The organism is Janthinobacterium sp. SUN073 (assembly GCF_030397665.1).
Taxonomy (GTDB): Bacteria; Pseudomonadota; Gammaproteobacteria; order Burkholderiales; family Burkholderiaceae_D; genus Janthinobacterium.
The window spans coordinates 534,476-558,777 of the sequence record NZ_JAPUBT010000001.1 but is presented as its reverse complement, the minus strand read 5'-3'; the positions used below and the strand labels follow the sequence as shown (position 1 = coordinate 558,777).

Here is a 24,302-nt window from a genome sequence, read left to right as displayed (position 1 = left end):
ATTCCGTGACCGCTCCTATCCATATCCTCGTCGTTGACGACATCGCGCAAAACCTGGTCGCCGCCGAAGCCGTGCTGGCACGGCCCGGTATTGTCATCCTGAAAGCAAGTTCGGGCGCGCAAGCGCTGGAATTGCTGTTGACGCATGAAGTGGCACTCGCCCTGATTGACGTGCAAATGCCGCAGATGGACGGTTTCGAATTGGCCGAACTGATGCGCGGCAGCGAACGCACGCGCGGCATCCCCTTGATTTTTCTCACGGCCGCGTCGCGCGAGCCGAGCTACAGCTTCCGTGGCTACGAGGCGGGCGCCGTCGATTTCCTGTACAAGCCCATCGACGTGAAAGCCTTGCAAAGCAAGGTGGCGGTGCTGGTGCAGCTGTTCCAGCAAAAGCGTGAACTGTCGGCGCAGCTCGATGAACTCAAGCATGCGCTGCACCTCAACGAACTGTTCACGGCCGTGCTGGGCCACGACTTGCGCACGCCCTTGTCGGTGGTGATGAACGGCGCCATGCTGTTGCCGATGATGAGCGATCATCCGAAGGTGATCGTCACGGCGCAGCGCATCGAAAGCAGCGCCAAGCGCATGGCGCGCATGGTCGACCAGTTGCTGGACCTGGCGCGCATCCGTTCCGGCACGATGGAGTTGCGCAGCAGCACGCACGACTACCTGGCGCTGGCGCGCGCCATCGTCGAGGAATGCGAGACGGCCGGCCAGGCCCCGCTGGTCGAAGTCAGCAGTGTTGGCGAGCTGCACGGCCAATGCGATGCGGGCTTGCTGTCGCAAGTCATCTCGAATCTCTTGTGCAATGCCCTCACGCATGGCGAGGCGGGCGCGCCGGTGCAACTGGCCCTCGACGGGCGCGCCGCCGACTGCATTGAGTTGCGCATCGCCAATCGTGGTGTGATTCCCGCCGCTTTGCTGCCGACCCTGTTCGAGCCGTTCCAGCAGGCGGGCGAGAAGCGCCGGACTGGGCAGGGCCTGGGACTGGGCCTGTACACGGTGAACATGTTCGTCAAGGCCCACGGCGGCACGGTCGAGATCAGTTCGACGGCCACGCAGGGCACGCTGGCGACGGTGCGCATCCCGCGCCAGTGCCAGGTGCGCGTGCAAGCGGGACTGGCCACATGAGCGCTCCAGCCTGGCCGCTCGGCGGCGGCGGCATGGGCGAACTGGTGCGCCAGCATGACTGGTCCGCCACCAGCCTGGGCGCGCTTGAAGGCTGGCCCGCCAATTTGCGCACCAGCGTCGACATCATGCTCAATTCGCCGATGGCGATGGTGCTGATGTGGGGCCCGCAGCACGTCATGATTTACAACGATGATTACATTCAGATCGCCGGCGCGCGCCATCCGGCGGCGCTGGGCGGCACGGTGCCCGTGGTCTGGCCCGAAATCTGGGACTGGAACGCGCGCATCCTCGCAGCGGGACTGCGCGGCGAGATGCAGGTGCACCGCGAATGCAGCCTGCCGCTGTTGCGCGGCGGACAGCGCGCGGATGTCTGTTTCGACCTGTTTTACACGCCCGTGCATGGCGCCGACGGCCAGGTGGACGGCGTGCTGTGCACGGCGCTGGAATTGACGGCGCGCATGGAAGAGGGGCGCCAGCTGAAGTTGGCCACGGCCGAGCTGGGCCAACTCAACACCACCTTGCAGGCCGAGAGCGAGGCCGTGCGCGCGGCCAACCGCCGCCTGGGCGAGGAGCGCGCGCTGCTGCGCGCCCTGTTCCAGCAGGCGCCCAGCTTCATGGCCCTGCTGCGCGGGCCGCGGCATGTGTTCGAACTGGCGAATGAGCATTATCTGCGCCTGGTGGGCCACCGCGATTTACTGGGCAAGACTGTCGAATCGGCCCTGCCTGAAGTCAAGGAACAAGGCTTCATCGAACTGCTCGACCAGGTCTACCGCACGGGCGAGCCCTTCGAAGGGCGCCAGATGAAGGTGGATTTGCGGACGGCGGATGGGCAGACTGGCCTGCGCCAGATCGATTTCGTGTACCAGCCCATCAAGGATGACGAGGGCGTGGTGACGGGCATCCTCGTCGAGGGCATCGATGTCACCGAGCGCATGGAAGGCGAGGAGCGGCTGCGCCTGGCCCAGCAGGCGGGCGGCATCGGTACCTTCGAATGGTTCCCCGAGACGGGGGCGATGCTGGTGTCGCCCATGTTCCGTCGCCTGTGGGGCATTGCCGACGGGGAAGAGGTCACGCAGCAGTTGCTGGTGAGCCTGGTTGACGAACGGGACTTGCAGAAGATCGGACCCAGCAAGCTTGATCTGGCGCAAAATCCCCTCGAGTATGTGGAATACCGCATCCGCCGTCCTGCCGACGGCGCGCTGCGCTGGATCGCGCGCCAGGGCGAGGTGGTGGCCGGCCGGGTGCCGGGCCAGCGCCGCTACGTGGGCGTATCGTTCGACGTGACGGAGCGGCGCCAGATCGAGGATGAACTGAATGCCAGCCAGGAGCGCATGGCGGCCATTTTCGGCCAGGCTTCCGTGGGCTTGTCAGAGCTGGGCCTCGATGGCCGTTTCCAGAGGGTCAACGGGGCCCTGTGCCGCATGCTGGGCCGCTCGGCCGAAGAGCTGCTGAGCCTGAACATGAACGACATCATGCATCCGGCGGATGTGCCCGGCAACAGCGTACTGTTCCAGCGCCTGGTGGAAACGGGCGAGTCGTTCTCGCTGGAAAAACGCTATTTGAAACCCGACGGCTCGCAAGTGTGGGTATCGAGCAATGTCAGCCGTCTGCTGGACGAGCATGGCCAGACACGTTCCCTGATCGCCGTCAAGACCGATATCACGGACCGGCGCCGCGTGGAAAAGGCGCTGCATGAATTGAACGAAACGCTGGAACACCGTGTCGAACAGGAAGTGGGTGAGCGCACCAAGGCGGAAGACGCCTTGCGCCAGGCGCAAAAGATGGAAGCCGTGGGCCAACTGACGGGCGGCATCGCGCACGACTTCAACAACGTGCTGCAAATCATCTCCGGCAATTTGCATTTGCTGCAGCATCTGGCGGGCACGGATGGCCTCATGCGCCAGCGCCTGGACACGGCGATTGCCGCCGTCGAGCGGGGCGCCAAGCTGTCGTCGCACCTGCTGGCGTTTGCGCGGCGTCAACCGTTGAAACCCGTGGTGGCCGACCTGGCCCGCGTGGTGCGCAACATGGATGCGCTGCTGCGGCGCGCCCTGGGCGAAGCGATCGACATCGTGCTGGTGGGCGGCGGCGGGCTGTGGAATACCCTGGTCGACCGCAGCCAGATCGAGAACGTCATCCTGAACCTGGCCATCAATGCGCGCGACGCCATGGATGGCGCGGGCAAGCTGACCATCGAACTGGGCAATGTCGTGCTCGACGAACAGTATGTGCACAAGCTGGTCGACGTGCCGGCCGGGCAGTATGTGATGCTGTCGGTGACGGACACGGGCCGCGGCATGAGCGGCCCCGTGCTGCAGCGCGCGTTCGAGCCCTTCTTCACCACCAAGCCGGAAGGCGCGGGCACGGGCTTGGGCCTGTCGATGGCGTATGGTTTCGTCACGCAAAGCCGCGGCCATATCCGCATCTACAGTGAACCTGGCGTGGGCACGGGAGTCAAAATCTATTTGCCCCGTTCCCTGATGGCCGAAGCGGACGAGGAACTGGAATTGAGCGGTGTCGTCACGGGCGGCACGGAAACCGTACTGGTGGTGGAAGACGACGTGGGTGTGCGCACCACCGTGGTCGACATGCTCGGCGCGCTCGGCTATACGGTGCTGAAAGCCGAAGATGGCGAAAGCGCGCTGGCCGTGCTGCATAGCGGCGCGCAGATCGACTTGCTGTTTACGGACGTGATCATGCCCGGCCCCGTCAGCAGCACGGAGATGGCGCGCCAGGCGCGCGAATTGCAGCCCGACATCGCCGTGCTGTTTACCTCGGGCTACGCGCAGGATGTGATCGTGCACGAGGGCAGGCTCGACGCGGGGGTGGAATTGCTCAGCAAGCCGTACCGGCGCGAAGAGCTGGCGCGCAAGCTGCGCCATGTGCTGGCCAACCGCCAGCAGCAAATGCGCGCGCGCCAGTTTGAACGGTCCGGCGCGCCGGTGGCCGGCTCTCCGGCAAGCGGCAGCACGGCGGCCAGCGTGCTGGGAAGCGGTACGCCGGGGCTGGACCTGACGGGCCATGCGCCAACACCGCAGGGTGACATGCCGACATCGATGAAGATACTCGTGGTGGAAGACAATCTCGATTCCCAGCTGATGGTGTGCGAGCTGGTGGGCATGCTGGGCCACACGGTCAGCGGTGTGTCCGATGGCGAGGCGGCGTGGAAATTGCTCAACGAGCAAGACTTCGATATCCTGTTTACGGATGTCAGCCTGCCCGGCATGTCCGGCATCGCGCTGGCGCGCATGGTGCTGCGCGATAAACCGGCCATGCGCATCATCTTTTCCACGGGCTATGGCAAGGAATCGATGGATGAGCTGGGTTTTTCCGCCAGTGTCTTGCGCAAGCCCTATGATTTGATGGAGTTGCAAGCGGCACTCGACCAACCTTGACGGACGCGCGCCGCTTCGGCCCGCCCGTCTCACTCGTAGAGGTAAGGCATGACCCCTGAACTGACGATGCTGGCCTGTACCTTGGTGCTGGCGCTGGTGCAAATCCTGCTGCCCGCGCTGTTTCGCACGCGCGAAACGGGCACGGCCTATAACGTGAGCGCGCGCGACGGCGACGGGCCGCCCGTGGGCAAGATCACGGGCCGCCTGCGGCGGGCCCAGGCGAACCTGTTCGAAACCCTGCCCCTGTTCGCCGCCGCCGTGCTGATCGCCCACGTGACGGCGCAGGAAAGCGCGCTGACCCTGTACGGCGCCGCCCTGTATTTAGCCGCCCGCGTACTGTATGTGCCCTTGTACGCGTTCGGCGTGCCCGTCGTGCGCACGCTCGTGTGGTGCGTGTCGATTGCCGGGCTGCTGATGCTGTTCTGGGCCATCCTGTTTGCTTCCTGAATTCCTACGCTGGCTGTAGCAGCCGTCCTATGGTCGTACGCCAGACCCGGCCGTAAAGTGGCGGCAAGCTGGCAATTGGCGCCGGCATGTCAGGGACCGGACCACGATGGCGACTACCATTTCTGCAGTGAAAGATCCGGGCAGCGCCCGCCAGCGCAAGATCCAGCGCCTGCTGCGCTCCGTGTTTGGCGTGGCGCGGCTGCGCGCGGGCCAGCAGGACGTCATCGACAGCGTGCTGGCCGGGCGCGACACCCTGGCCATCATGCCCACAGGCAGCGGCAAGTCGCTGTGCTACCAGCTGCCCGCCGCCTGTTGCCGTGCGCCACCGTGGTGGTGTCCCCGTTGATTTCTCTGATGAAAGACCAGCTGGAAAAGCTGCACGAACTGGGCATCACGGCCGTGCAGCTCAACAGCAGCCTGTCGCGCGCCGAGGAAGACGACGCCATCGCCCGCATAGCCCGGGGTGGCAGACTCATCATCTTTTGCACGCCGGAACGCCTCAGCAATACCGCCTTCCTGTCCCTGCTGGCCGGCGCGCCGCCCAGCCTGGTCGTCATCGATGAAGCCCATTGCATTTCCCAGTGGGGGCACGACTTCCGTCCCGCCTACCTGGAAATCGCGGCCGCCCTGCGCGCGCTGGGCCGCCCGCCCGTGCTGGCGTTGACGGCCACGGCCACGGGGGAAGTCATGGCCGATATCGATACGCAACTCGAAGCGCGCAAGCTGAACGTCATCAATACCGGCATCTACCGCGCCAATTTGCGCTACCGCGTGATCCAGGTCACCAATGCGGGAGAAAAACAGGACGAAGTCCAGCGCCTGCTGCGCGAGACGCCGGGCGTGGGCATCGTGTACGCGGCCACCGTCAAGGCCGTCGAAGACCTGGCGGCGCGGCTGGAAGCGTTGGGCGAGAGCGTCACCTGCTATCACGGCAAGCTGGCGGCGCGCGCGCGCAAGCACAACCAGGACTTGTTCATGAATGGCGAGCGCCGCATCATGGTGGCCACCAATGCCTTTGGCATGGGCATCGACAAGCCCGACACGCGCTTCGTCATCCACTTGCAGGTGCCGGCCAACCTGGAAGCGTACTACCAGGAATCGGGCCGCGCGGGACGCGACGGCTTGCCCGCCGACTGCACCTTGCTGTACTTCCAGGAAGACAAGCGGGTGCAGCAATTCTTTCTGGCCAAGCACTATCCCACGGCCGAAGAACTGGCCGCCATCGTGGCGGTCGCGCAAGCGTTGCCGGCCACGTTTACTTTCGCTGCGCTGGCGTCCAGCCTGCCCGAGTTTTCCGACGGCCACCTGAAGGTGTGCCTGAAACTGTTGAAAGACGGCAAGCTGCTGCGCCAGGACCGCAAGCTGGGCTACAGCCTGAAAGCGCCCTCGGCTGCCACGCCTTCGTATGCGCAGCTGGCGCAGATCTACGTCGACAAGCAGGAGCGCGACAAGCAGGCGCTCGAGCAGATGGTGGCGTATGCGCAAAGCGGCTTGTGCCGCTGGAAACTGCTGCTCGATTACTTTGGCGACACCGCCGATTTCGCGCGCTGCTGCACCTGCGACAATTGCCTGTCGCCCCCGGCGCTGGCCGCGCCCATCACCCTGGACGAGTTGCCGCCCGCGCCCGCGCAAGCTCCGCCGCCAGCGCCGCAGATCGCCGTCGGCAGCCGCGTGCGCGTGCCCCGCTACCAGATCGGCACCGTGCTGTCGGTGGCGGGCGACCAGGTCACGATTGCGTTTCCGGAAAACACCACGCGCACCTTCATGGCCGAGTTTGTCGCACCGGCTTGAACCCATAGTGCGCTGTCGAACAGTGATCGGGCGCAAGCGCGCTAGAATCAGCCCATTCCAACGCGGTTTTTCGTAAGGAGTCGGGCATGGCAGACATGGTGGTGGTGCGCAAGGAAGGCTTGTACTGTGTGCCGGGTCAGTTCTACATCGACCCGTGGCGCCCCGTCGAGCGCGCCATCATCACGCATGCGCATGCCGACCATGCGCGTGTCGGACACCGGCATTACCTGTGCGCCGCTCCCGGCGAGCAAGTGCTGCGCGCGCGCCTGGGCCCCGTCTCCATCCAGGCGCTCGCGTATGGCGACAGCATCGAACACCACGGCGTGCAAGTGTCGCTGCATCCGGCCGGCCACGTGCTCGGTTCGGCCCAGGTGCGCATGCGGCACGGCGGTACAGTGTGGGTGGCATCGGGCGACTACAAGCTGCAGCCCGATCCCACCTGCGTACCGTTCGAGCCCGTGCGCTGCGACACCTTCATCACGGAATCGACCTTCGGCCTGCCCATCTACCGCTGGCAGGCGCCGCAGGAAATATACGACGACATCAACCAGTGGTGGCGCGGAAATGCGGCCGAGGGGCGCACCAGCGTGCTGTTCTGCTATGCCTTCGGCAAGGCGCAGCGCATCCTGGCGGGCCTCGATGCCAGCATTGGTCCCATCATCTGCCATGGCGCGGCGCAGGCCTTGACGCAGGTCTACCGCGAGTCTGGCGTGGCCTTGCCCGCCACCGTGATGGTGGGCGAGGTGACGGAGAAGGCCGCCCTGAAGACGGCCATGGTGATCGCGCCTCCATCGGCGGCCGGTTCGCCTTGGATGAAGCGCTTCGGCGACTACAGCGATGCGTTTGCCAGCGGCTGGATGTTGCTACGCGGCGCGCGCCGGCGGCGCGGCGTGGACCGGGGGTTCGTGCTGTCCGACCACGCCGACTGGCCCGGCCTGATGCAAGCCATCACGGCCACGCGGGCCGAACGCGTCATCGTCACGCATGGGTCCATCCCCGTGATGGTGCGCTGGCTGCGGCAGAACGGCTGGCAGGCGGGCGGCTTCGAGACGGAGTATGGCGATGACGAGGCGGACGACAGCGTAGTTGCACAGCCGGAGGCAGCGCCCCATGCGTGACTTTGCCCGCTTGTACGCGGAACTCGACGAGACCACCTCCACCAGCCGCAAGCTGGCGGCGCTGCAAGCCTATTTTCGCGGCGCGTCGCCCGAGAACGCGGCCTGGGCCGTGTATTTCCTGGCCGGTGGCAAGCCGCGCCAGGCCGTGCCCACCAAATTGCTGCGCGAATACGCGACCGAACGGGCGGGCCTCGATGCCTGGCTGTTCGACGAGGCCTATCACGCCGTGGGCGACCTGGCCGAAACCATCGCCCTGATCCTGCCCGCGCCCGCCAGGCGCAGCGATATCGGCCTGGCCGTTTGGGTCGAGCAGCGCATCGCACCGTTGCGCGGCGCGGCGCCCGACACCATCCGCGCCAACTTGCTGGCGTACTGGGACGAGCTGGAAACGCGCGAACGTTTTTTATTGATCAAGCTGATAGGCGGGGGCTTTCGCGTGGGCGTCTCAAAACTGCTGGTGACGCGCGCGCTGGCGTCCATCGCCGCCGTGGACAGCAAGCTGATCGCCCAGCGCCTGATGGGCTGGACCGATGGCAAGGTCAGCCCCACGGGCGCGGGATTCTTGAAACTGATCGCCGCGCCGTCGGATGACGAACATGCGCTGCGCGGCGGCCAGCCTTACCCCTTTTTCCTGGCGCACCCCTTGCAGGCGGGGCCGGAGACGCTGGGCGACATCGGCGACTGGCTGGTCGAATGGAAATACGACGGCATGCGCGCCCAGCTGCTGCGCCGCGAGGGTGTGAACTGGCTGTGGTCGCGCGGCGAGGAATTGATCACGGAGCGCTTTCCCGAACTGGCGCAGCTGGCATTGCCGGAAGGCACCGTGCTCGATGGCGAAATCCTCGTCTGGCAGCCGGGCGACGTGCCGGCGCCATTTGCCGATTTGCAACAACGCATGGGCCGCAAGACGCTGCCTGCCAAGCTGCTGGCGGAATTGCCGGCCGTGCTGGTGGCCTACGATGTGCTGGAACTCGATGGCGTGGATGTCCGCCAACTGCCCCAGCTGGAGCGGCGCGCGCTGCTGGAAACCGTCGTGGCGCAGGTAGATGCTCCCGCGCTGCGCCTGTCGCCGCGCATCATGGCTGCCAGCTGGGAGGCGCTGGCCGCCATCCGCGAGGAATCGCGCACGCGCGGCGTGGAAGGCCTGATGCTCAAGGCCGTGTCGGCCGCGTATGGCGTGGGTCGCACGAAAGATGTGGGCACGTGGTGGAAATGGAAGATAGCCCCGTATGCCATCGACGCGGTGCTGATCTACGCCCAGGCGGGCCACGGCCGCCGCGCGTCGCTGTACACGGATTACACATTCGCCGTATGGGATGAGGAGGGTGGTGAAGGTGGCGAGGAGCGCAAGCTGGTGCCGTTCGCCAAGGCGTATTCGGGCTTGACGGATGCGGAGATCGCGCAAGTCGATGCCGCCATCCGCAAGACGACGATAGAAAAATTCGGCCCCGTGCGCAGCGTGCAGCCGACGATGGTGTTCGAGATCGGCTTCGAAGGCATCGCCGCGTCCAGCCGCCACAAGGCGGGCATCGCCGTGCGCTTTCCCCGCATCCTGCGCCGGCGTGTGGACAAGGCCATCGCCGACGCGGACACCCTGGCCACCCTGAAGGCCATGCTGGCGACCGCTGCATGAGCAAGCGATGAGCAAAAGCGCGCTGGCGGCCGACACCGTGCGCGCGCTGCAAGCCTCGGGTGCGGATCTCGCTCCCGGCTGGCGCATCGAGGCGCGCACGGGCGACACAAGCGCCGCGCAGCGGGCACGGCAGGCGAAAGCCTGGCCCGAGGTGCTCGTCACGACGCCGGAAAGCCTGTCCCTGATGCTGAGCCAGGCGGACGCGCAGGAACGCTTCAGCCTGCTGGAAACGGTGATCGTTGACGAGTGGCACGAATTGATGGGCAGCAAGCGCGGCGTGCAGGTGCAGCTGGCGCTGGCCCGCTTGCGCCGCTGGCAGGAAAACCTGATGACGTGGGGTCTGTCGGCCACCCTGGGCAATTTGCGGCAGGCGCAGGACGTCTTGTTGGGAGAACAAAGCGATGGCGTGCTGGTGGAAGGTAAAATTAAAAAGCGCATCCTCGTCGATAGTTTGATTCCTGTGAACCCCACGCGCTTTCCCTGGGGCGGCCATTTGGGCATCCAGATGCTGCAACCGCTGATCGCCGAGATCGAAGGCAGCGCCACCACGCTGGTGTTTACGAATACGCGTTCGCAGGCGGAGCTGTGGTACCAGCACCTGCTCGACGCGCGCCCCGACTGGGCGGGATTGATCGCCCTGCACCACGGTTCGCTGGACCGCGAAGTGCGCGAGTGGGTCGAACAGCACTTGAAAACGGGTGAATTGAAAGCCGTCGTGTGTACCTCCAGTCTGGACCTGGGCGTCGATTTCCTGCCCGTCGAACGGGTGCTGCAAGTGGGCAGCGCGAAAGGCATCGCGCGCCTGGTGCAGCGGGCGGGGCGCAGCGGCCACGCGCCGGGACGCATTTCGCGCGTCACTTTGGTGCCCACCAACAGCCTGGAATTGCTGGAAGCGGCGGCCGCCCGCGCGGCACTGGCGCAGGGCCACCTGGAAGCGCGCCCCGTGCCGGACAAGCCGCTCGACGTGCTGGTGCAGCACCTGGTGACGATCGCCCTGGGCGGCGGTTTTGCATCGCTGGCGCTGTACGAGGAAGTGCGCGCGGCCTGGTCGTATCGCCACCTGAGCCTGGACGAGTGGCAATGGGCGCTCGATTTCGTCGCGCGCGGCGGCCAAAGCCTGACCGTGTACCCGGAATACCGGCGCGTGCTGCCCGATGAGGAAGGCGTGTACCGCGTGCCGGACGTGGCGCTGGCGCGGCGCCACCGCATGAGCATTGGCACCATCGTCTCGGAGGCGGCGATCCAGGTCAAGTTCCTCGGCGGGGGACGGATCGGCAGTATTGAGGAATCGTTCATCGCGCGCCTGAAGCAGGGCGACCATTTTCTGTTTGGCGGGCGCATCCTGGAATTCGTGCGCGTGCACGAGATGACGGCCTACGTGCGGCGCGCAACAGGCAGCCGCGGCGCCGTGCCGCGCTGGCAGGGCGGCAAGATGCCGCTGTCGTCGGAACTGGCGCATGCCGTGCTGGACCAGTTGCAGCTGGCGCAAGAAGGGAAAGCCAGCGGGCCGGAAATGCGCGCGCTGGCGCCGCTGCTGGCGATCCAGCAGAAATGGTCCAGCCTGCCCACGCGCGCCAGTCTGCTGGTGGAAACCCTGTCCAGCCGCGAAGGGCAGCACCTGTTCGTGTATCCGTTTGCGGGTCGCTCCGTGCACCTGGGACTGGCGTCGCTGCTGGCCTACCGCATCGCGCGCGTGCAGCCGGCCACCTTGTCGATCGCCGTCAACGATTACGGCTTTGAATTGCTGGGCGCGGACGACATCGCATTTGCGCCGCTGTTGTCGGGCGCCAGCGGCGCCGATCTTGCCCTGTTCAGCACGGACAACTTGCTCGAGGACGTGCTGGCCAGCCTGAACGCGACGGAATTGTCGCAGCGGCGCTTCCGCGAAATCGCCCGCATCGCCGGCCTCGTGTTCCAAGGCTATCCGGGGCAGCCGAAAAGCGCGCGCCAGCTGCAGGCCTCGTCCTCGCTGTTCTTTGAAGTGTTCCGCAAGCACGACGCGGCCAATTTGCTGCTCACGCAGGCGCAGCGCGAAGTGCTGGAGCAGGAACTGGAGCTGACGCGCTTGCGCGCCACCTTGCGCGAGCTGCACGGCCGGCGCATCAGCCTGCAGCCTTTGGAGCGTGCCTCGCCGTTTGCCTTCGGCCTCATGGTCGAGCGTTTCCGCGAACAGCTGACGACGGAAAAACTGTCGGACCGGGTGGCGCGCCTGGTGAGCGCGCTGGAAAAGGCGGCCGCATGAGCGGGCAGCGGCAAGCGTACTGCGCGGTGGACCTGGCTGGCGAGAGGGTTTGGCTGTTGGCGCACAAGGCCGTGTACTGGCCGGCGCGCCGGATGCTGATTATCGCCGACATCCATTTCGGCAAGGCGGCCGCGTTTCGTGCGCTGGGCGTACCCGTGCCGCGCGGCACCACCACGCAAAACCTGCTGGCGCTGGACGCCTTGCTGGCCAGTTACGTCTGCGAGGAAATCGTCTTTCTCGGCGATTTTTTGCACGCGCGCGCCGCGCATGCGGACGCCACCGTGGCGGCCATGCTGGCCTGGCGCGCGCGCCATCCCAACGTGCGCCTGACTGTGGTGCGCGGCAACCATGATGCGCATGCGGGCGATCCGGCCGCCGCGTTGGGCATCCGCATGGTCGATGAGCCGCACCAGGTGGGTAATCTGTCGTTCTGCCATCACCCGGACATCGTGGCGCCCGGCTATGTGCTGGCCGGTCATGTGCATCCCGTGTTTCACCTGCGCGCAACAGGGAGGGGATTGCGCGGTGACGGCCTGCGCCTGCCGTGTTTCCTGCTGGGCCCGCAGCGCGCCATCCTGCCCGCGTTTGGCGCCTTTACGGGCGGCCATGCGGTGCTGCCAGGTGCTGGCGAGCGCGTGTATGTGGCGGCGGACGCGGCGATTTTTGCTATACCCGCTAACTGCTGAGTGTCTGGTACTTTTGGTGGAAAACTGAAAGTAACTGTGCCACCACGGGCGGGACTCATCCTACATGCGCTCTTGCCATCCTCCTATTTCTTGTGTCCCATGTGCGCACTAAGATGAGGCTTCCCTTGCCGTGCGAGGGGGAAGAATTGCATTGTTTGCACTGTTTTCTGATTCATCGATCAAGGAGATCATCATGGCCACATCGAGCGACAATAAACAGCAAGGTAGTAAAGCCGACAGCAGCAGTGGTAGTAGCGGCAGCGGCGGCAACAAGCAAAGCGATACCAGCAAGCGTGGCTTCGCTTCCATGGACCCCGCCCAGCAGCGCGAAATCGCCAGCGAAGGCGGACGTGCCGCGCATGAAAAGGGCACGGCCCATGAATTCACGTCGGAAGAAGCGCGCCGCGCAGGCAGCCAAAGCCACAAGAACGATGCCAGCCGGCAAAGTACCGCCGGTTCCAGCGGTTCGCGTGAGAATGCCAGCATGAAGCAGGATGGCAACCGCGACAGTGGTAACAAGCAAAGCGGCGGCCCTGGTTCAGGGGCGGGCTCGTCCGGTTCGCGCAACAAGTAAGCGCAAGCCGTAGCAAGGCAGTCTGGCCGGCGGGAATCGTGCATTGCCGCCGGCCAGTCGAAAAATTTTGATGCAATGCAGCAGGCATGCACTATGATGAAGTAGCGGCGCCGGCGACGGCCAATCCGCAGTCAAGCTGCAATCCACTCGCACTCACGATCAGGGGGAAGATGATGGGCAACTCCACTACGCCGCAGCCCGGCAATAGCCAGGGCGGCACGCCGTCCATGCCGTCCACACCGGGCAGCAAGCAAAGTACGGCCGAGTCGGCCGAGAACTTTGTGCTGGTCGATAGCGAGCAAGGACTCGATATCGGCGACGATCTGTTTTCCATCGGTGAAGTGCGGCGCGCCGACCGCTTGCCCCATCATCAGTCCGGCTCCGCCGGGCAGAGCAGGCAGAGCGCCGACGATGCCCCCGACACCACGGGCAGCACGGGCGTCTGACCGGGGCGCCTATCTTTCTTCACTCCCGGACCATCCCCGCTGGGCCAGCTGCAAGATGTGTTCGCGCACGTCGGCTGGCCATTCCTGTACGCACGCCAGGAACGCAGGCTGCTTGCCGGCGAACAGGGCGCGGGTGGCTTCCTCGAAGCCGGGCGCATCGCCGGCCAGCGCATTCATGACTTTATAGGCCGCTTCGCGCGCCTGACGCTGCTCGTCGTGCGCCTTGTTGCCGCGCTGTGCGTGTTCCACCAGTTTGCGCAAGGCCACGGAGGCGCCGCCCGGCTGCGTCGCCAGCCATTCCCAGTGACGGGGCAGCAGGGTGATTTCGCGCGCCACCACGCCCAGCTTCGGGCGGCCCGGCGTGCGGGCGGGCGGGGGCGCGTCCTCCTGCTGCGCTGGCGCCGGCGCGGGTTCGCGTGGCAGGCGCTGCAGCACTTCGGCCACGCTGCCGTGCAGGTTCAGGTCGATCTGGCTGCCGCTCGTGTCGTCGAAGATCAGGATTTGCGCCCCGGGATCGCGCGTCACCAATTCTTTCAGTGATTGCGCCACCGCATGCAATGTGCCAGTGGCAACTTTGTGTGGACCCGCAAAGGCGGTGAGTTGGGTGGGTGCGTGCATGTCTTGCCTCCAATAAGTGATATGCACGCAATTTTACCCGGATTAAATTAAAAATCAATAACACCCGGGTAAAATGTGGTGACCCTGCTACAGGTCGACCCGGCCGTGTTCACCCAGGTCTTTCGGCGGCTCGCCCGTGATGGCCGCCTTGGCCATTGCATAGAATTGCATCATCTTGCTGGCGCTGCTGTCCCAATACTCGGCCGACTGGATCGTCACCTTGATCAGCGACAGTTTCGGATCGTCGAGTCCGCCCGGGAACCAGGCTTTCACCAGCGGGTTCCACAATTCCTCCGCCTTGGCGCGGTCCTTCAGCAACTGTGCATGGCCGCAGACGGACACATACAGGCTGTCGCCCGTGTCGACGAAGCTGACATTGACTTGCGGATTGTTCAGCAAGTCGCGCGTGTAGGCGGCCTCGTCCGAAACAAAGAACCAGATTTGCCCGTCGTTGTCGACCTGCTGCTGCGTCAGGGGCCGGCTGGTGAGGGTGCGCATGTCGTCGCTGGTGGTCAGCATGCCGAATTTGACGTCCTTGATCCTGGCCGCGATGCTGGCCAGTTGTTCGCTGGAATACGCTTGCATGGGTGCTCCCTTGTTGGTTGTCCTGAACAACAAGCATAGGCGCTTGCTGCATGCTGCTCTGTACGGCAGCTTACGTAGCAGGCCAGCTTTGTTTCAAAGCTGTTACAAAACGCTGGCCCGGCGGGGCGCCCCATGTATTGACTTAATAAATGATAATCATTATCATTTGTTTGAAAATATCAGCATGCACTTTGATTGAAGGATGGGAATGAAGCACACTGACTTGTCGCGCCACCTGGCCCGCTCCTTGCCGGGAGCGATTGATGGGTAATGCGGGCGCCGCAGACAAGGCCAGGAACAACGCCAGCCGCGCCGTCTGGCTGAAGAATTTGCATCAATGGCACTGGATCAGCTCGGCGCTTTGCCTGCTGGGAATGTTTCTGTTCGCCATTACCGGCATCACCCTGAACCACGCCGGCCAGATCGAAGCGAAGCCGGCGATCACGCGCCAGCAGGCGACGTTGCCTGCCCCTTTGGTCACGCAACTGGCCGCGTATGCCGCCCAGCACGATGGCGCCAACGCGCCCATGCCGGCCGCCGCCGAGACCTGGCTCAAGCAGCAATGGTCGCTCAATGCGGGTGGCCGTCCCGCCGAATGGAGCGTCGACGAAGTCTACCTGCCGTTGCCCAAGGCGGGTGGCGACGCCTGGGTGCGCATCGGCCTGGAAGACGGGGCCGCCGAATATGAATTGACGGACCGGGGCTGGGTGTCCTGGCTCAACGATGTGCACAAGGGCCGCAACACGGGCGTGGCCTGGAGCTGGTTCATCGACATTTTTGCCGGCGCCTGCATCGTGTTTTGCCTGACGGGGCTATTGATTTTGAAGTTCCACGCGGCCAACCGGCCATTTACCTGGCCGATGGTTGGCCTCGGTATCTTGATACCTTGCGCGATCGCCTTGCTGTTTATTCACTGATCGTTTTTATTTTTTCCTTTTTACAGGCACACCATGAAATTACGCTACTCCCTGGCGCTTGGCCTTCCCCTGATCGGTACGTCGGCGATGGCGGCCGATCTGGCCCTCAAGCTTGAAATCCCGCAACTGAACGTGGCGGAATATCACCGTCCCTACGTGGCGGCGTGGCTGGAAACGGCCGATCAAAAGGTGGTCGGCAACCTGACGGTGCTGTATGACGTGAAAAAGAAGGACAAGGCAGGCGAGAAATGGCTGAAGGACATGCGTCAATGGTGGCGCAAGAGCGGCCGCGACCTGGCCATGCCCGTCGATGGCGTCAGTGGCGCCACGCGTGCGCCGGGCGAACATACGCTGACTTTCCCCGGTGCCAAGGCCTTGCTCGACAAGCTGCCGGCTGGCGAATACCAGGTGGTGGTGGAAGCGGCGCGCGAAGCGGGTGGACGCGAACTGGTGCGCGTGCCGTTCCAGTGGCCGCTGAAATCGGCCCAGTCCGTTCCTGCCAAAGGCAAGGAAGAACTCGGCAATGTCGTCGTCCAACTCAAACCATAAGGCGCACATCATGTTCAAGCAACTCAATAAGCCCCTGATCGCCCTGGTCCTGGCCGGCCTGGCAATGAACGCCCACGCCCACCGGGGCTGGATGGTGCCATCGAGCACGATGGTGGAAAGCAAGGACGCCTGGGTGACGGTGGACGCGGCCGTCTCCGATGGCCTGTTCGAGATCGACCACCAGCCGCTGCGCCTGGATGCGCTGCAAGTCATCGGTCCCGATGGCGCGAAAGTGGCGCCGGCGAATACCGTCACGGGCCGCTTGCGCAGCGTCTTCGATGTGAAGATGGAAAAACCGGGCACGTACAAGGCGGCCATCGTGTCGCAAAACGTGATGGCCAGCTACAAGCAAAATGGCGAGCAGAAGCGTTTCCGTGGCAACGAGGAAACCTTCAAGAAAGACATGCCGGCCGATGCGCAAGACGTGAAAATCACGCGCACGGCCAGCCGCCTGGAAACTTTCTTCAGCAATGGCGAAACCAGCACGGAAGTGTTCAAGCCGACGGGCGTGGGCTTGGAATTCGTACCAGTGACGCATCCGAACGACTTGCGCGCGGGCGAAAAAGCCACGTGGCGCTTCCTGGTCGACGGCAAGCCGGCGGCGAACCAGGCCTTCAGCCTGGTGCCAGGCGGCGTGCGCTACCGTGGCGTGCTGGGTGAAATCCGCCAGAGCACCGATGCCAAGGGCGAGATCACGTTTACGGTGCCGGCAGCCGGCATGTATTACCTGAGCAGCACCTGGCCGGCGGCCACACCGGCCGTGGCCGGTCAGGCGCCAACCATGCCCGAGCGCCGCATGACGTACGCGGCCACCGTGGAAGTGCTGCCGCAGTAAGCGGCGGCCTCTTTACGAGCTCGCCGATGCGCCGGGTCCTGCTGCCGCAGCATATTTCCGATCAGGTCGCGCCGCCCGGCGCCGCGATCCGGGACTTGCGCGGTCTGACCATGGGCACCAGCTGGTCGGTGCGTCTGGTCGAATCCGCCATGCCGGGCCGCGCCGGCAGCGCCGACTTGCAGCAGGGTTTGCAGCAACAGCTGGACCTGGTCGTGGCGCAAATGAGCCACTGGAGCGACGACTCCGACCTGGGCCGCTTCAACCGGGCCGAGCCCGGCAGCTGGCACAGCCTGCCCGCCGCCTTTTGCGAGGTGCTGGGCTTTGCCATGCACGTGTCGCAAGCGTCCGGTGGCGCGTACGACCCGTGCGCGGGCACCCTCGTCAACCTGTGGGGCTTCGGCCCCCGCAATCGCTACGATGAACCGGGCTTCCTGCCGCCGAAAGACGATACGCTGGCCTTGCTGCTGTCGCAGCGCCAGCGCCGCCGCCTGGAGCTGGACTTGCCGGCCCGCCGCGCGCGCCAGCCCGGTGGCTTGCAACTCGATTTGTCGGCCGTGGCCAAGGGCTATGGCGTGGACCGCCTGGCCCGCTACCTGGACAGCCAGGGCATCGGCCATTACCTGGTCGAAGTGGGGGGCGAGCTGCGCGGCGCCGGCAGCAAGCCCGACGGCCAGCCGTGGTGGGTGATGCTGGAACAGGTCGATGGTGCGGATGCCGCACAGCATCCGCCGGAACTGTTGCTGGCGCTGCACGGCCTCTCCGTGGCCACCTCGGGCGACTATCGGCGTTTCTTCCAGGACGGCACAGTGCGTTTTTCCCATACGATCGATCCGCGCAGCGGCATGCCGATCGCCAATCAACTCGCTTCCGTCACTGTCGTGCATGAGCAATGCATGGCGGCCGATGCCTGGTCGACGGCCCTGACGGTGTTGGGCCCAGACGCCGGCATGGCGCTGGCCGAAGAGCAGGGCCTGGCCGCGCGCTTCCTGCGGCGCGACGGCGATGGCTACCACGAAACGCTGAGCAGCCACATGCTGGCCATGCTCGACGAATGAACATTTATTCCCCATGATTTTTACGCACGATACGACGCGGCTGGCCTTGCTGGCCACCTTGTCCCTCAGCTACGCGGGCGTATGCCTGGCGCCCTGGCTGCGCGCGCGCGCGAAGCGCCGCGCGTCCGCTGCCGCCAGGGCGGCGCTGGCCAACAATCGCGCCTGGCTGGTGGCGTATGCGAGCCAGACGGGCAATGCCGAGGAGCTGGCCACGCAAACGGCGCGCAGCCTGCAACTGGCCGGCATCCCCGTGCGCCTGTGCGCGCTGGCCGAACTCACGGCCCTTGATCTGCAACAAGCGGAACGGGCCCTGTTCCTGGTCAGCACGTATGGCGAAGGCGATGCGCCCGACAATGCCGCCGCTTTCATGGGCCGCCTGATGACGGGCGAACTGGCGCTGCCGCAATTGCATTACGCCGTGCTGGCCCTGGGCGACCGCAGCTATGGCCAGTTTTGCGGCTTCGGCCGCGCGCTCGATGCCTGGCTGGCCAGGCAGGGCGCCGCGCGCCTGTTCGAACGCATCGAGGTCGACCGCAGCGCCAGCGCCGCCATCGAACAATGGTTCCAGCACCTGAGCCACCTGGCCGGCACCAGCGACGCGCCGGACTGGAGCGCCCCCGCCTTCGGCGACTGGAAATTGATGCAGCGGCAGTTGCTCAATCCGGGCAGCGCGGGCGGCGCCATCTATCATGTGGAACTGGCGCCCGTGGCAGGCAGCTTGCCGGATTGGCAGTCGGGCGACCTGGTGCAAGTGGCCGCGCCGGCCGACCCATCGCAACCGCGCGAATATTCGATCGCCTCGATTCCGCCCGATGGCGGCGTGCACTTGCTGGTGCGCCAGCATGCGCATCCCGATGGCAGCCTGGGCCTGGCTTCTGGCTGGCTCACGGCGCAAGCCGCAGTCGGTGACGTGGTGCAACTGCGCCTGCGCCAGCACAAACGCTTTCGCCTGGAAGATAATGCCCAGCGGCCCTTGATTTTGATCGGCAACGGCAGCGGCATCGCCGGCTTGCGCGGGCATTTGAAAAGCCGCGTGCTGGCGGGGCAGCGGCGCAACTGGCTGATCTTTGGCGAGCGCAACGCGGCCCACGATTTCCATTATCGCGAAGAGATTGAACACTGGCACGCCAGCGGTGACTTGCCGCGCCTGGACCTGGCGTTTTCGCGCGACCAGGCCGAGCGCACCTACGTGCAGGACCGCCTGCGCGGCAATGCCGATGAAATCACATTGTGGCTGCAGCAGGGCGCGGCCATCTATATTTGCGGCAGCCTGGCCGGCATGGCGGGCGGCGTCGACCAGGCCCTGCAGGAGATGCTGGGTCGGCCCGTGCTCGATGCGCTGGCGGCCGAGGGGCGCTACCGGCGCGACGTGTATTAATACAGAAGGGGCTGCTTACGGCTGGAGCGTGGCCAGCGGCGTCGCTTCCATCTCGCCGCTCACTTCCTGCAAGCCGCGCGCCAGGCTGGAAATGCTGGGGTTGTCGATGAAGACGCAGCGCTTGCCCGTGCGCTTGCAATAATCCTTCACGCGCCAGTAGGCGCTGTGGCTGATGCAGCCCGTCTGGCAAATCACCAGGTCGGCCGCCGCCAGGCTCGAATCGAGCAGGTTGGCATTGTCTTCCAGGCCGCCGTCGTGGTGGGCGAACTGCGCGCCGACCCGCTCGATCAGGGCGCGGTAGGTGGCGACATTGCCGCTGCGGCCACCCACGCACAAGACGCTTTGATCGACCAGGCGGATCGGCATTTTCAGCTTGCCGCCCGTCGGCACTTCCAGCTTCGGTGCCGGTGGCGGCACGGCGGCGGCCGGGCGTGGCTGGGCCTGCTTCAATTCCGCGATTTGCTGGCGTAGTTCCTTTTCGCGCTCATCCATTTGCGCCAGGCGCTCGACCAGGCGCGTGCGCGATTCCAGTGCGGGGATGGCGGCCTGCAGCTGCGCCAGATCAAGGCGCAAACCATCGATGACGCTATCCTTGCCAATGGATTCGGCCCGCGTGCGCAGCAGCACGGCTTCCTGGCGTTCCAGCTCGCCCGTCTTTTCCATCAGCATGGCCTGGCTGCGCTGTTGCAGCTTGGCCAGTTCGTGTGCCAGGCGCGCATTTTCTTCCTGCAAGGCCGTAAATTTTCCCATGTCGGCCCGCACGCAGGCACCGGCCTGGTGCTGAATCATGTGCAAATCGCGGCACATCTGCTCTTCCAGCTCGGCGTCGCAGCGCGGGTGCGTCAGGCCGGCCCAGAAGGCGCCCGACACGTCGCCGTTGGCGACGGCCGTGCGCCACAGTTCGGCCACTTGTTGCGTGGTCTTGGCGCCGCGAAAGCGCAGGATGACGGGAGCGTAGCGGCGTTCGAGTTCCTTTTGCAGGGCTTCGGACAGGCGGTTGCGCACCCCGCATTCCGTCACGGCACCTACGTGCACTTCGTAGTCGTCGGCCAGCACGCGTCCGCCCGTCATCTTGCCCACCAGCTTGCGCAGGTATCCTAATGGCAAACCCACGCCGACCAGCGGGCAATGGCAGGTGTGCGACAGTTCCCACAGCCTGCGGCGGCGCGAAGCGAGCGCGGCCGTTTCGGCCTCGCCGCTGGAACAATTGCTGATGACGGGCAGGGACTGGTCTTTGTCACACATGGCGATATCCTGTTAGGCGGTGGGAGGTGTTGAAGAGAAATTATTGCGGCAGGGGCGAGGCGGGGCGCCTGGCGCTCAGCAGGCGTACCAGGCGATCCAGCAGGGTGGTCTTCGGCGGTGCAGGCCGATGCAGCGCCACCAGGGTGGCCCATTGCTGCGACAGTTGCTGGCAGGTCGCTTGCAACACGGGACCCAGGCCGGGCGAACTGGACAGCACTTGCAGATGGCGTTCGATGACACCGGCCAGTTTCTCGCAGGGACTGCCCGCATGGTAGTGCGACATCAGATGCAGCACGGCCGACAGCAGCAATTCAGGCTGTTGGCCCTGCGGGGACGGAAACATCGGGGAAGGTCGGTCGTTCGCCATCAAACACTCCTGTGCGGGTGGTTTGGCTGGCTGCGCGCACGGGGCGCGACTGGCTGGCGAGTGTGGTGACTGGCTGCCGTGCTGCTTCAGGCAGTCAGGATCAGCTTGTTCAATTGGGTGACGCGCAGGCGATAGATCTTGCCGCTGTGCTCAATTTCCACTTCACGGCCTTGCTGCAGCAGCGCTTCGCTGGTGATGCGGCGTGCCGGTTGCGCCATGCTGACGGGAGGACGGACGTGGGCGGTAGCGGCATCCTGGATCAAGGCTGGTTTTGAGCTTTGCATGTTGGGCTTTCTTTATCTCAGTTGAGAATGATTCGTATTTGCATTATTGTTGAATGTGGCCCGAAAAGCAAGGCTTATTTGTGCCGGATGCAGGCTTTTTTTTGACTGCCGGGGAGGGGAGTGCCGTGTGCGTGGCGCGCGGTGGCGCCAGCGGGCGGAAGACGGGCGGACAGTAAAAAAGACCCGGCAAGGCGGTGTGCCTTGGCCGGGTCAAGCCTGTGCCAAGCTTGAAGGAATCGGGTGGCGTGAATCGGGTGGCGTTAAATCGTGGCCAGCAATTGCGCCGAGGCGGTGGCGGCCGCCGTGGTGTCGGCCTTGAGCTTGGCGGCGGCCAGCTGCTTGGCGCGCGAGCGCGAGGGCGGCAGGCGGCGCAAGGTTTTCAGGGCATCCGGGTCCTTGATGCCGATGGTGCGCTGGTCGACCGAGATCAGGCCGATTTCATTGAAGGCGGACAGGGTGCGGCTGACCGTTTCCAGGGTCAGGCCCAGGTAGCTGCCGATTTCATGGCGCGTCATGCGCAGGTTGAACAGCTTGCTCGAGTAGCCCATCTGCGCGAAGCGGTCGGCCAGCGAGACGAGGAAGCGCGCCACGCGGGCTTCGGCGCTGAGGGCGCCCAGCATGCCGATCATGGCTTGCTCGCGCACCAGTTCGCGGCTCATCACGCCGTACATGACATTTTCCAGTTCCAGGTGCACGCGGCCCAGCGCCGTCAGCTTCTTGAACGGCAGCAGGATCAGGTCGCAGTCGGACAGGGCCACCGCTTCCGAGGAGTAATGGCGCGAGTGGATGCCGTCGACGCCCAGCATGTCGCCCTTCATGGGAAAGCTGAGTACCTGCTCATTGCCGAATTCATCGATGAGCACGGTTTTCAGGAAGCCCGAATTGACGATGTACAGGGTGTCGAAGGGCTGGCCGATGGTGTGCACGCGCTGGCCCGTCTTGAATTGCACGTGCTGGAACAGCAGTTCATCGGCGGCGATGGTGCAGGCGCTGGAGATATGCAGCAGGTCGCACACCTCCTTCAGGTTCGACCATAGCCGCCCCTGGCGCTGGCGCCCCGCTTCCATCGGAGAGGAGGGGGGCAGCGATGGAGCGGCAGCGCGGGTTTCAGGCGTTTGCGTGGACAGCATGTTCATCTCCTGGTGACAGGTAGTTCAGAGTTGAATGACAAGGTGCACAGGGCGGCGGGCAGGGAAGGGGCGGCGCGCGTCCAGGCTGGTAAATCTCAATGCGCTGAAGACTTGCTATGTGATGAAATAACTTCCCAGCAACTTGATGACTGGTTTCAGTATGCCAACAACCGTATGCAATTAATATCAGCAGTGGCTGAATATGGCAGTAGGAGCTGTGGCAGTTGATGTAGGATTGTTCCTACGGGCTGGCGCGTAGGCAGCTTAGGTCTTGAAGGGGGATAACAGGCGGTGTGCCACGGCATATTGCACCATTTCCGACAGCGAACTCATGCCCATTTTTTGCATGATGCGCGTCTTGTGCGTACTCACGGTTTTCACGCTCAGGTGCAGATTGTTGGCGATTTCCGTGATCGACTTGCCTGCCACCAGCAGGGAAAAGACTTCGAACTCGCGGTCCGACAGCTGTTTGTGCAGCAAGCTTTCATTCGGCATCATGATGTTGAGCACGAGCTGCTCTGCCACCTCGGCGCTGATGTAGGGACGGCCCGACGCCACCTTGTGGATGGCGCCCACCAGCTGGGTGCCCGCGCTTTCCTTGGTCAGATAGCCTTGCGCGCCGGCGCGGATGGCGCGCACCGCATATTGCTCTTCTTCGTGCATGGTGAGGATCAGGATGGCCAGCTTGGGCGCCTCGCTGCGGATTTGCCGGATCAGGTCGACCCCGCTGCGGCCCGGCATCGACAGGTCAAGCAGCAACAGGTCGAAGCCGCCCTGGCGGACGTGGTTGAGTACCTCAAAGCCATCGATGGCTTCGCCCACGATGTCGATGTCCGGCGCGCCGTCAAGGATGCGCTTCAATCCTTCCCGCATGATGGTGTGGTCGTCGGCAATCACAATACGTATCATAGGCGCGCAATCCGGAGGCGTGTAATTGGTCCTGGCCGTTTCGTGGCGGCCAGCCAGGTGTTGAGAAACGAGAAACGTTGTCATTTTAACTGAAAAGGCCGCACTGTTGCCTTTTACCCGCGATGCGGGATGCGGCGGCCTGCCTGGCCATGTGACCCCTTATTTCGATGGGGGTTCCTTGATCAGTCTATGCACGAGCACCGGCAATTTCGAGTGCGACAACACTTTGTTGGTCACGCTGCCGAGCAGCAATTGCCCCCAGCCGCTGCGGCCATGCGAGCCCATGAAGATCAGGTCGCAGTGCTGCAATTGCGCCACTTCCACGATTTTCAGGGCAGGACTGTCGGAAAAGGCCGTCAGGCCCGTCGCTTCCAGACCCCGCTTGGCGGCCGCGTCGAGGATGGGCTGCCAGTGGTCGGCGCCCGCCTTGCGCATGGCGCTGCGGTACTCCTCTTCGCTGGGATAGCTCGGTGGAATGATTTCGATGTACACCGGATACTGGTACTCGGGCGCTACGTACACGGCAAGGATGTCGGCTTGCATCTGTTCGGCAAAGGCAACGCCGGCACAGGCCGTCAAGTTGGAGACGGTGGAGCCGTCCGTGGCGATCAGAATTTTCTTATACATGGCAGGTCCTTTGGCGGTGACTCAGCGCGTGCAACGCCCCTTATTGTAGGCGCGGCGGCAGCATGGTATTCATGTAAAGACTTGATAATTATCAATACTATTGCACCTTCAGTATAGACAACATTGGCAGAAAGATCGCGTTTTAGTCGTCACGATAGCCATGGGGCACTGTTGCGCAGCCGCCCGTGAGCAGGATTTCTTGTGCGGCGCGTGGTCTTGCACGCACGCCAATGGTAGTATTTCAAAATACAACAGCAGGAACACTTATTTCCTGACGGAAAAGCTCTTGTGGACCAGCTTTACACCAGGAAGCGCGTTTTGAGATTTACCAACAGGGCGGC

The 24,302-nt window shown here is 64.4% G+C and carries 23 protein-coding genes and 1 pseudogene; 16 read left to right on the top strand and 8 right to left on the bottom strand.

The window, feature by feature from the left end; genetic code table 11:
* Positions 1-5: 5 nt before the first annotated feature.
* The 11 genes and pseudogenes from O0882_RS02615 (at position 6) to O0882_RS02570 (ending at position 13,462) form a co-directional block, all read left to right on the top strand.
* The gene (locus tag O0882_RS02615; protein ID WP_289945117.1) at positions 6-1,130 is read left to right on the top strand and encodes a hybrid sensor histidine kinase/response regulator; all 1,125 of its coding nucleotides are present in this window, start codon (positions 6-8) and stop codon (positions 1,128-1,130) included.
* Positions 1,127-4,525 (top strand): PAS domain S-box protein, encoded by a 3,399-nt coding sequence (locus tag O0882_RS02610; protein WP_289945116.1) that lies wholly within the window; start codon positions 1,127-1,129, stop codon positions 4,523-4,525. Before O0882_RS02615 ends, O0882_RS02610 begins: the two co-directional genes overlap by 4 nt.
* Positions 4,526-4,573: 48 nt before the next feature.
* Positions 4,574-4,972, top strand: coding sequence for an MAPEG family protein (locus tag O0882_RS02605; RefSeq protein WP_128142308.1), 399 nt, complete (start codon positions 4,574-4,576; stop codon positions 4,970-4,972).
* Between the two features lie 106 nt (positions 4,973-5,078).
* A pseudogene (locus O0882_RS29065) lies at positions 5,079-6,100 on the top strand (ATP-dependent DNA helicase RecQ); the annotation flags it as partial.
* Between the two features lie 339 nt (positions 6,101-6,439).
* Positions 6,440-6,763, top strand: a complete 324-nt coding sequence (locus O0882_RS29060; RefSeq protein ID WP_354670249.1) for a RecQ family zinc-binding domain-containing protein — start codon at positions 6,440-6,442, stop codon at positions 6,761-6,763.
* Positions 6,764-6,849: 86 nt separating this feature from the next.
* Positions 6,850-7,881, top strand: a complete 1,032-nt coding sequence (locus O0882_RS02595) for a ligase-associated DNA damage response exonuclease (protein ID WP_289945111.1) — start codon at positions 6,850-6,852, stop codon at positions 7,879-7,881.
* Positions 7,874-9,514 carry an ATP-dependent DNA ligase gene (locus O0882_RS02590; protein WP_289945109.1) on the top strand — a complete coding sequence of 547 codons (1,641 nt, stop codon included), beginning with the start codon at positions 7,874-7,876 and terminating at the stop codon, positions 9,512-9,514. Before O0882_RS02595 ends, O0882_RS02590 begins: the two co-directional genes overlap by 8 nt.
* 7 nt (positions 9,515-9,521) lie before the next feature.
* Positions 9,522-11,756: a ligase-associated DNA damage response DEXH box helicase gene (locus O0882_RS02585; protein WP_289945107.1), complete on the top strand. Its 2,235-nt coding sequence runs from the start codon at positions 9,522-9,524 to the stop codon at positions 11,754-11,756.
* Complete coding sequence (gene pdeM, locus O0882_RS02580; protein ID WP_289945105.1) at positions 11,753-12,442, top strand: ligase-associated DNA damage response endonuclease PdeM; 690 nt, start codon at positions 11,753-11,755, stop codon at positions 12,440-12,442. Before O0882_RS02585 ends, pdeM begins: the two co-directional genes overlap by 4 nt.
* A gap of 193 nt (positions 12,443-12,635) precedes the next feature.
* Positions 12,636-13,016: a KGG domain-containing protein gene (locus O0882_RS02575; RefSeq protein WP_289945103.1), complete on the top strand. Its 381-nt coding sequence runs from the start codon at positions 12,636-12,638 to the stop codon at positions 13,014-13,016.
* A gap of 170 nt (positions 13,017-13,186) precedes the next feature.
* Complete coding sequence (locus O0882_RS02570) at positions 13,187-13,462, top strand: hypothetical protein (protein ID WP_289945102.1); 276 nt, start codon at positions 13,187-13,189, stop codon at positions 13,460-13,462.
* A 9-nt stretch (positions 13,463-13,471) separates the two neighbouring features.
* Here the strand turns inward: O0882_RS02570 and O0882_RS02565 are convergent, their stop codons facing one another.
* Together O0882_RS02565 and O0882_RS02560 are read right to left on the bottom strand one after the other, a co-directional pair.
* Positions 13,472-14,080: a DUF2239 family protein gene (locus tag O0882_RS02565; RefSeq protein WP_289945099.1), complete on the bottom strand. Its 609-nt coding sequence runs from the start codon at positions 14,078-14,080 to the stop codon at positions 13,472-13,474.
* A gap of 87 nt (positions 14,081-14,167) precedes the next feature.
* On the bottom strand, positions 14,168-14,665 hold the full coding sequence (locus tag O0882_RS02560) for a pyridoxamine 5'-phosphate oxidase family protein (protein WP_289945097.1): 498 nt from the start codon (positions 14,663-14,665) through the stop codon (positions 14,168-14,170).
* A gap of 263 nt (positions 14,666-14,928) precedes the next feature.
* On the opposite strand from O0882_RS02560, the gene O0882_RS02555 reads away from it, so the two are divergent.
* The 5 genes from O0882_RS02555 to O0882_RS02535 are packed head-to-tail and all read left to right on the top strand — an operon-like array spanning position 14,929 to position 19,399.
* Entirely contained in the window at positions 14,929-15,582 is a 654-nt protein-coding gene (locus O0882_RS02555) for a PepSY-associated TM helix domain-containing protein (RefSeq protein ID WP_289945095.1), read from the top strand.
* 33 nt (positions 15,583-15,615) lie between these two features.
* On the top strand, positions 15,616-16,131 hold the full coding sequence (locus tag O0882_RS02550) for a DUF2271 domain-containing protein (protein WP_099403641.1): 516 nt from the start codon (positions 15,616-15,618) through the stop codon (positions 16,129-16,131).
* Between the two features lie 10 nt (positions 16,132-16,141).
* Positions 16,142-16,966 carry a DUF4198 domain-containing protein gene (locus tag O0882_RS02545; protein WP_289945091.1) on the top strand — a complete coding sequence of 275 codons (825 nt, stop codon included), beginning with the start codon at positions 16,142-16,144 and terminating at the stop codon, positions 16,964-16,966.
* 26 nt (positions 16,967-16,992) lie between these two features.
* Positions 16,993-18,021: an FAD:protein FMN transferase gene (locus O0882_RS02540; protein ID WP_289945089.1), complete on the top strand. Its 1,029-nt coding sequence runs from the start codon at positions 16,993-16,995 to the stop codon at positions 18,019-18,021.
* Positions 18,022-18,034: 13 nt separating this feature from the next.
* Positions 18,035-19,399, top strand: coding sequence for a sulfite reductase subunit alpha (locus tag O0882_RS02535; protein ID WP_289945087.1), 1,365 nt, complete (start codon positions 18,035-18,037; stop codon positions 19,397-19,399).
* 15 nt (positions 19,400-19,414) lie between these two features.
* Here O0882_RS02535 and O0882_RS02530 read toward each other — a convergent pair whose 3' ends face one another.
* From O0882_RS02530 to O0882_RS02505, 6 genes are all read right to left on the bottom strand, one after another.
* Complete coding sequence (locus O0882_RS02530) at positions 19,415-20,644, bottom strand: DUF2325 domain-containing protein (RefSeq protein ID WP_289945085.1); 1,230 nt, start codon at positions 20,642-20,644, stop codon at positions 19,415-19,417.
* 40 nt (positions 20,645-20,684) lie between these two features.
* Complete coding sequence (locus O0882_RS02525) at positions 20,685-21,011, bottom strand: hypothetical protein (protein WP_289945082.1); 327 nt, start codon at positions 21,009-21,011, stop codon at positions 20,685-20,687.
* Between the two features lie 86 nt (positions 21,012-21,097).
* On the bottom strand, positions 21,098-21,295 hold the full coding sequence (locus O0882_RS02520; protein ID WP_034750559.1) for a hemin uptake protein HemP: 198 nt from the start codon (positions 21,293-21,295) through the stop codon (positions 21,098-21,100).
* Between the two features lie 260 nt (positions 21,296-21,555).
* Positions 21,556-22,362 (bottom strand): helix-turn-helix domain-containing protein, encoded by an 807-nt coding sequence (locus tag O0882_RS02515; RefSeq protein ID WP_034750901.1) that lies wholly within the window; start codon positions 22,360-22,362, stop codon positions 21,556-21,558.
* A gap of 327 nt (positions 22,363-22,689) precedes the next feature.
* Positions 22,690-23,334 carry a response regulator transcription factor gene (locus O0882_RS02510; RefSeq protein ID WP_034750556.1) on the bottom strand — a complete coding sequence of 215 codons (645 nt, stop codon included), beginning with the start codon at positions 23,332-23,334 and terminating at the stop codon, positions 22,690-22,692.
* A 159-nt stretch (positions 23,335-23,493) separates the two neighbouring features.
* A complete protein-coding gene (locus O0882_RS02505; protein ID WP_289945081.1) occupies positions 23,494-23,961 on the bottom strand; it encodes a universal stress protein in 468 nt (155 codons plus the stop codon).
* Between the last annotated feature and the right edge of the window lie 341 nt (positions 23,962-24,302).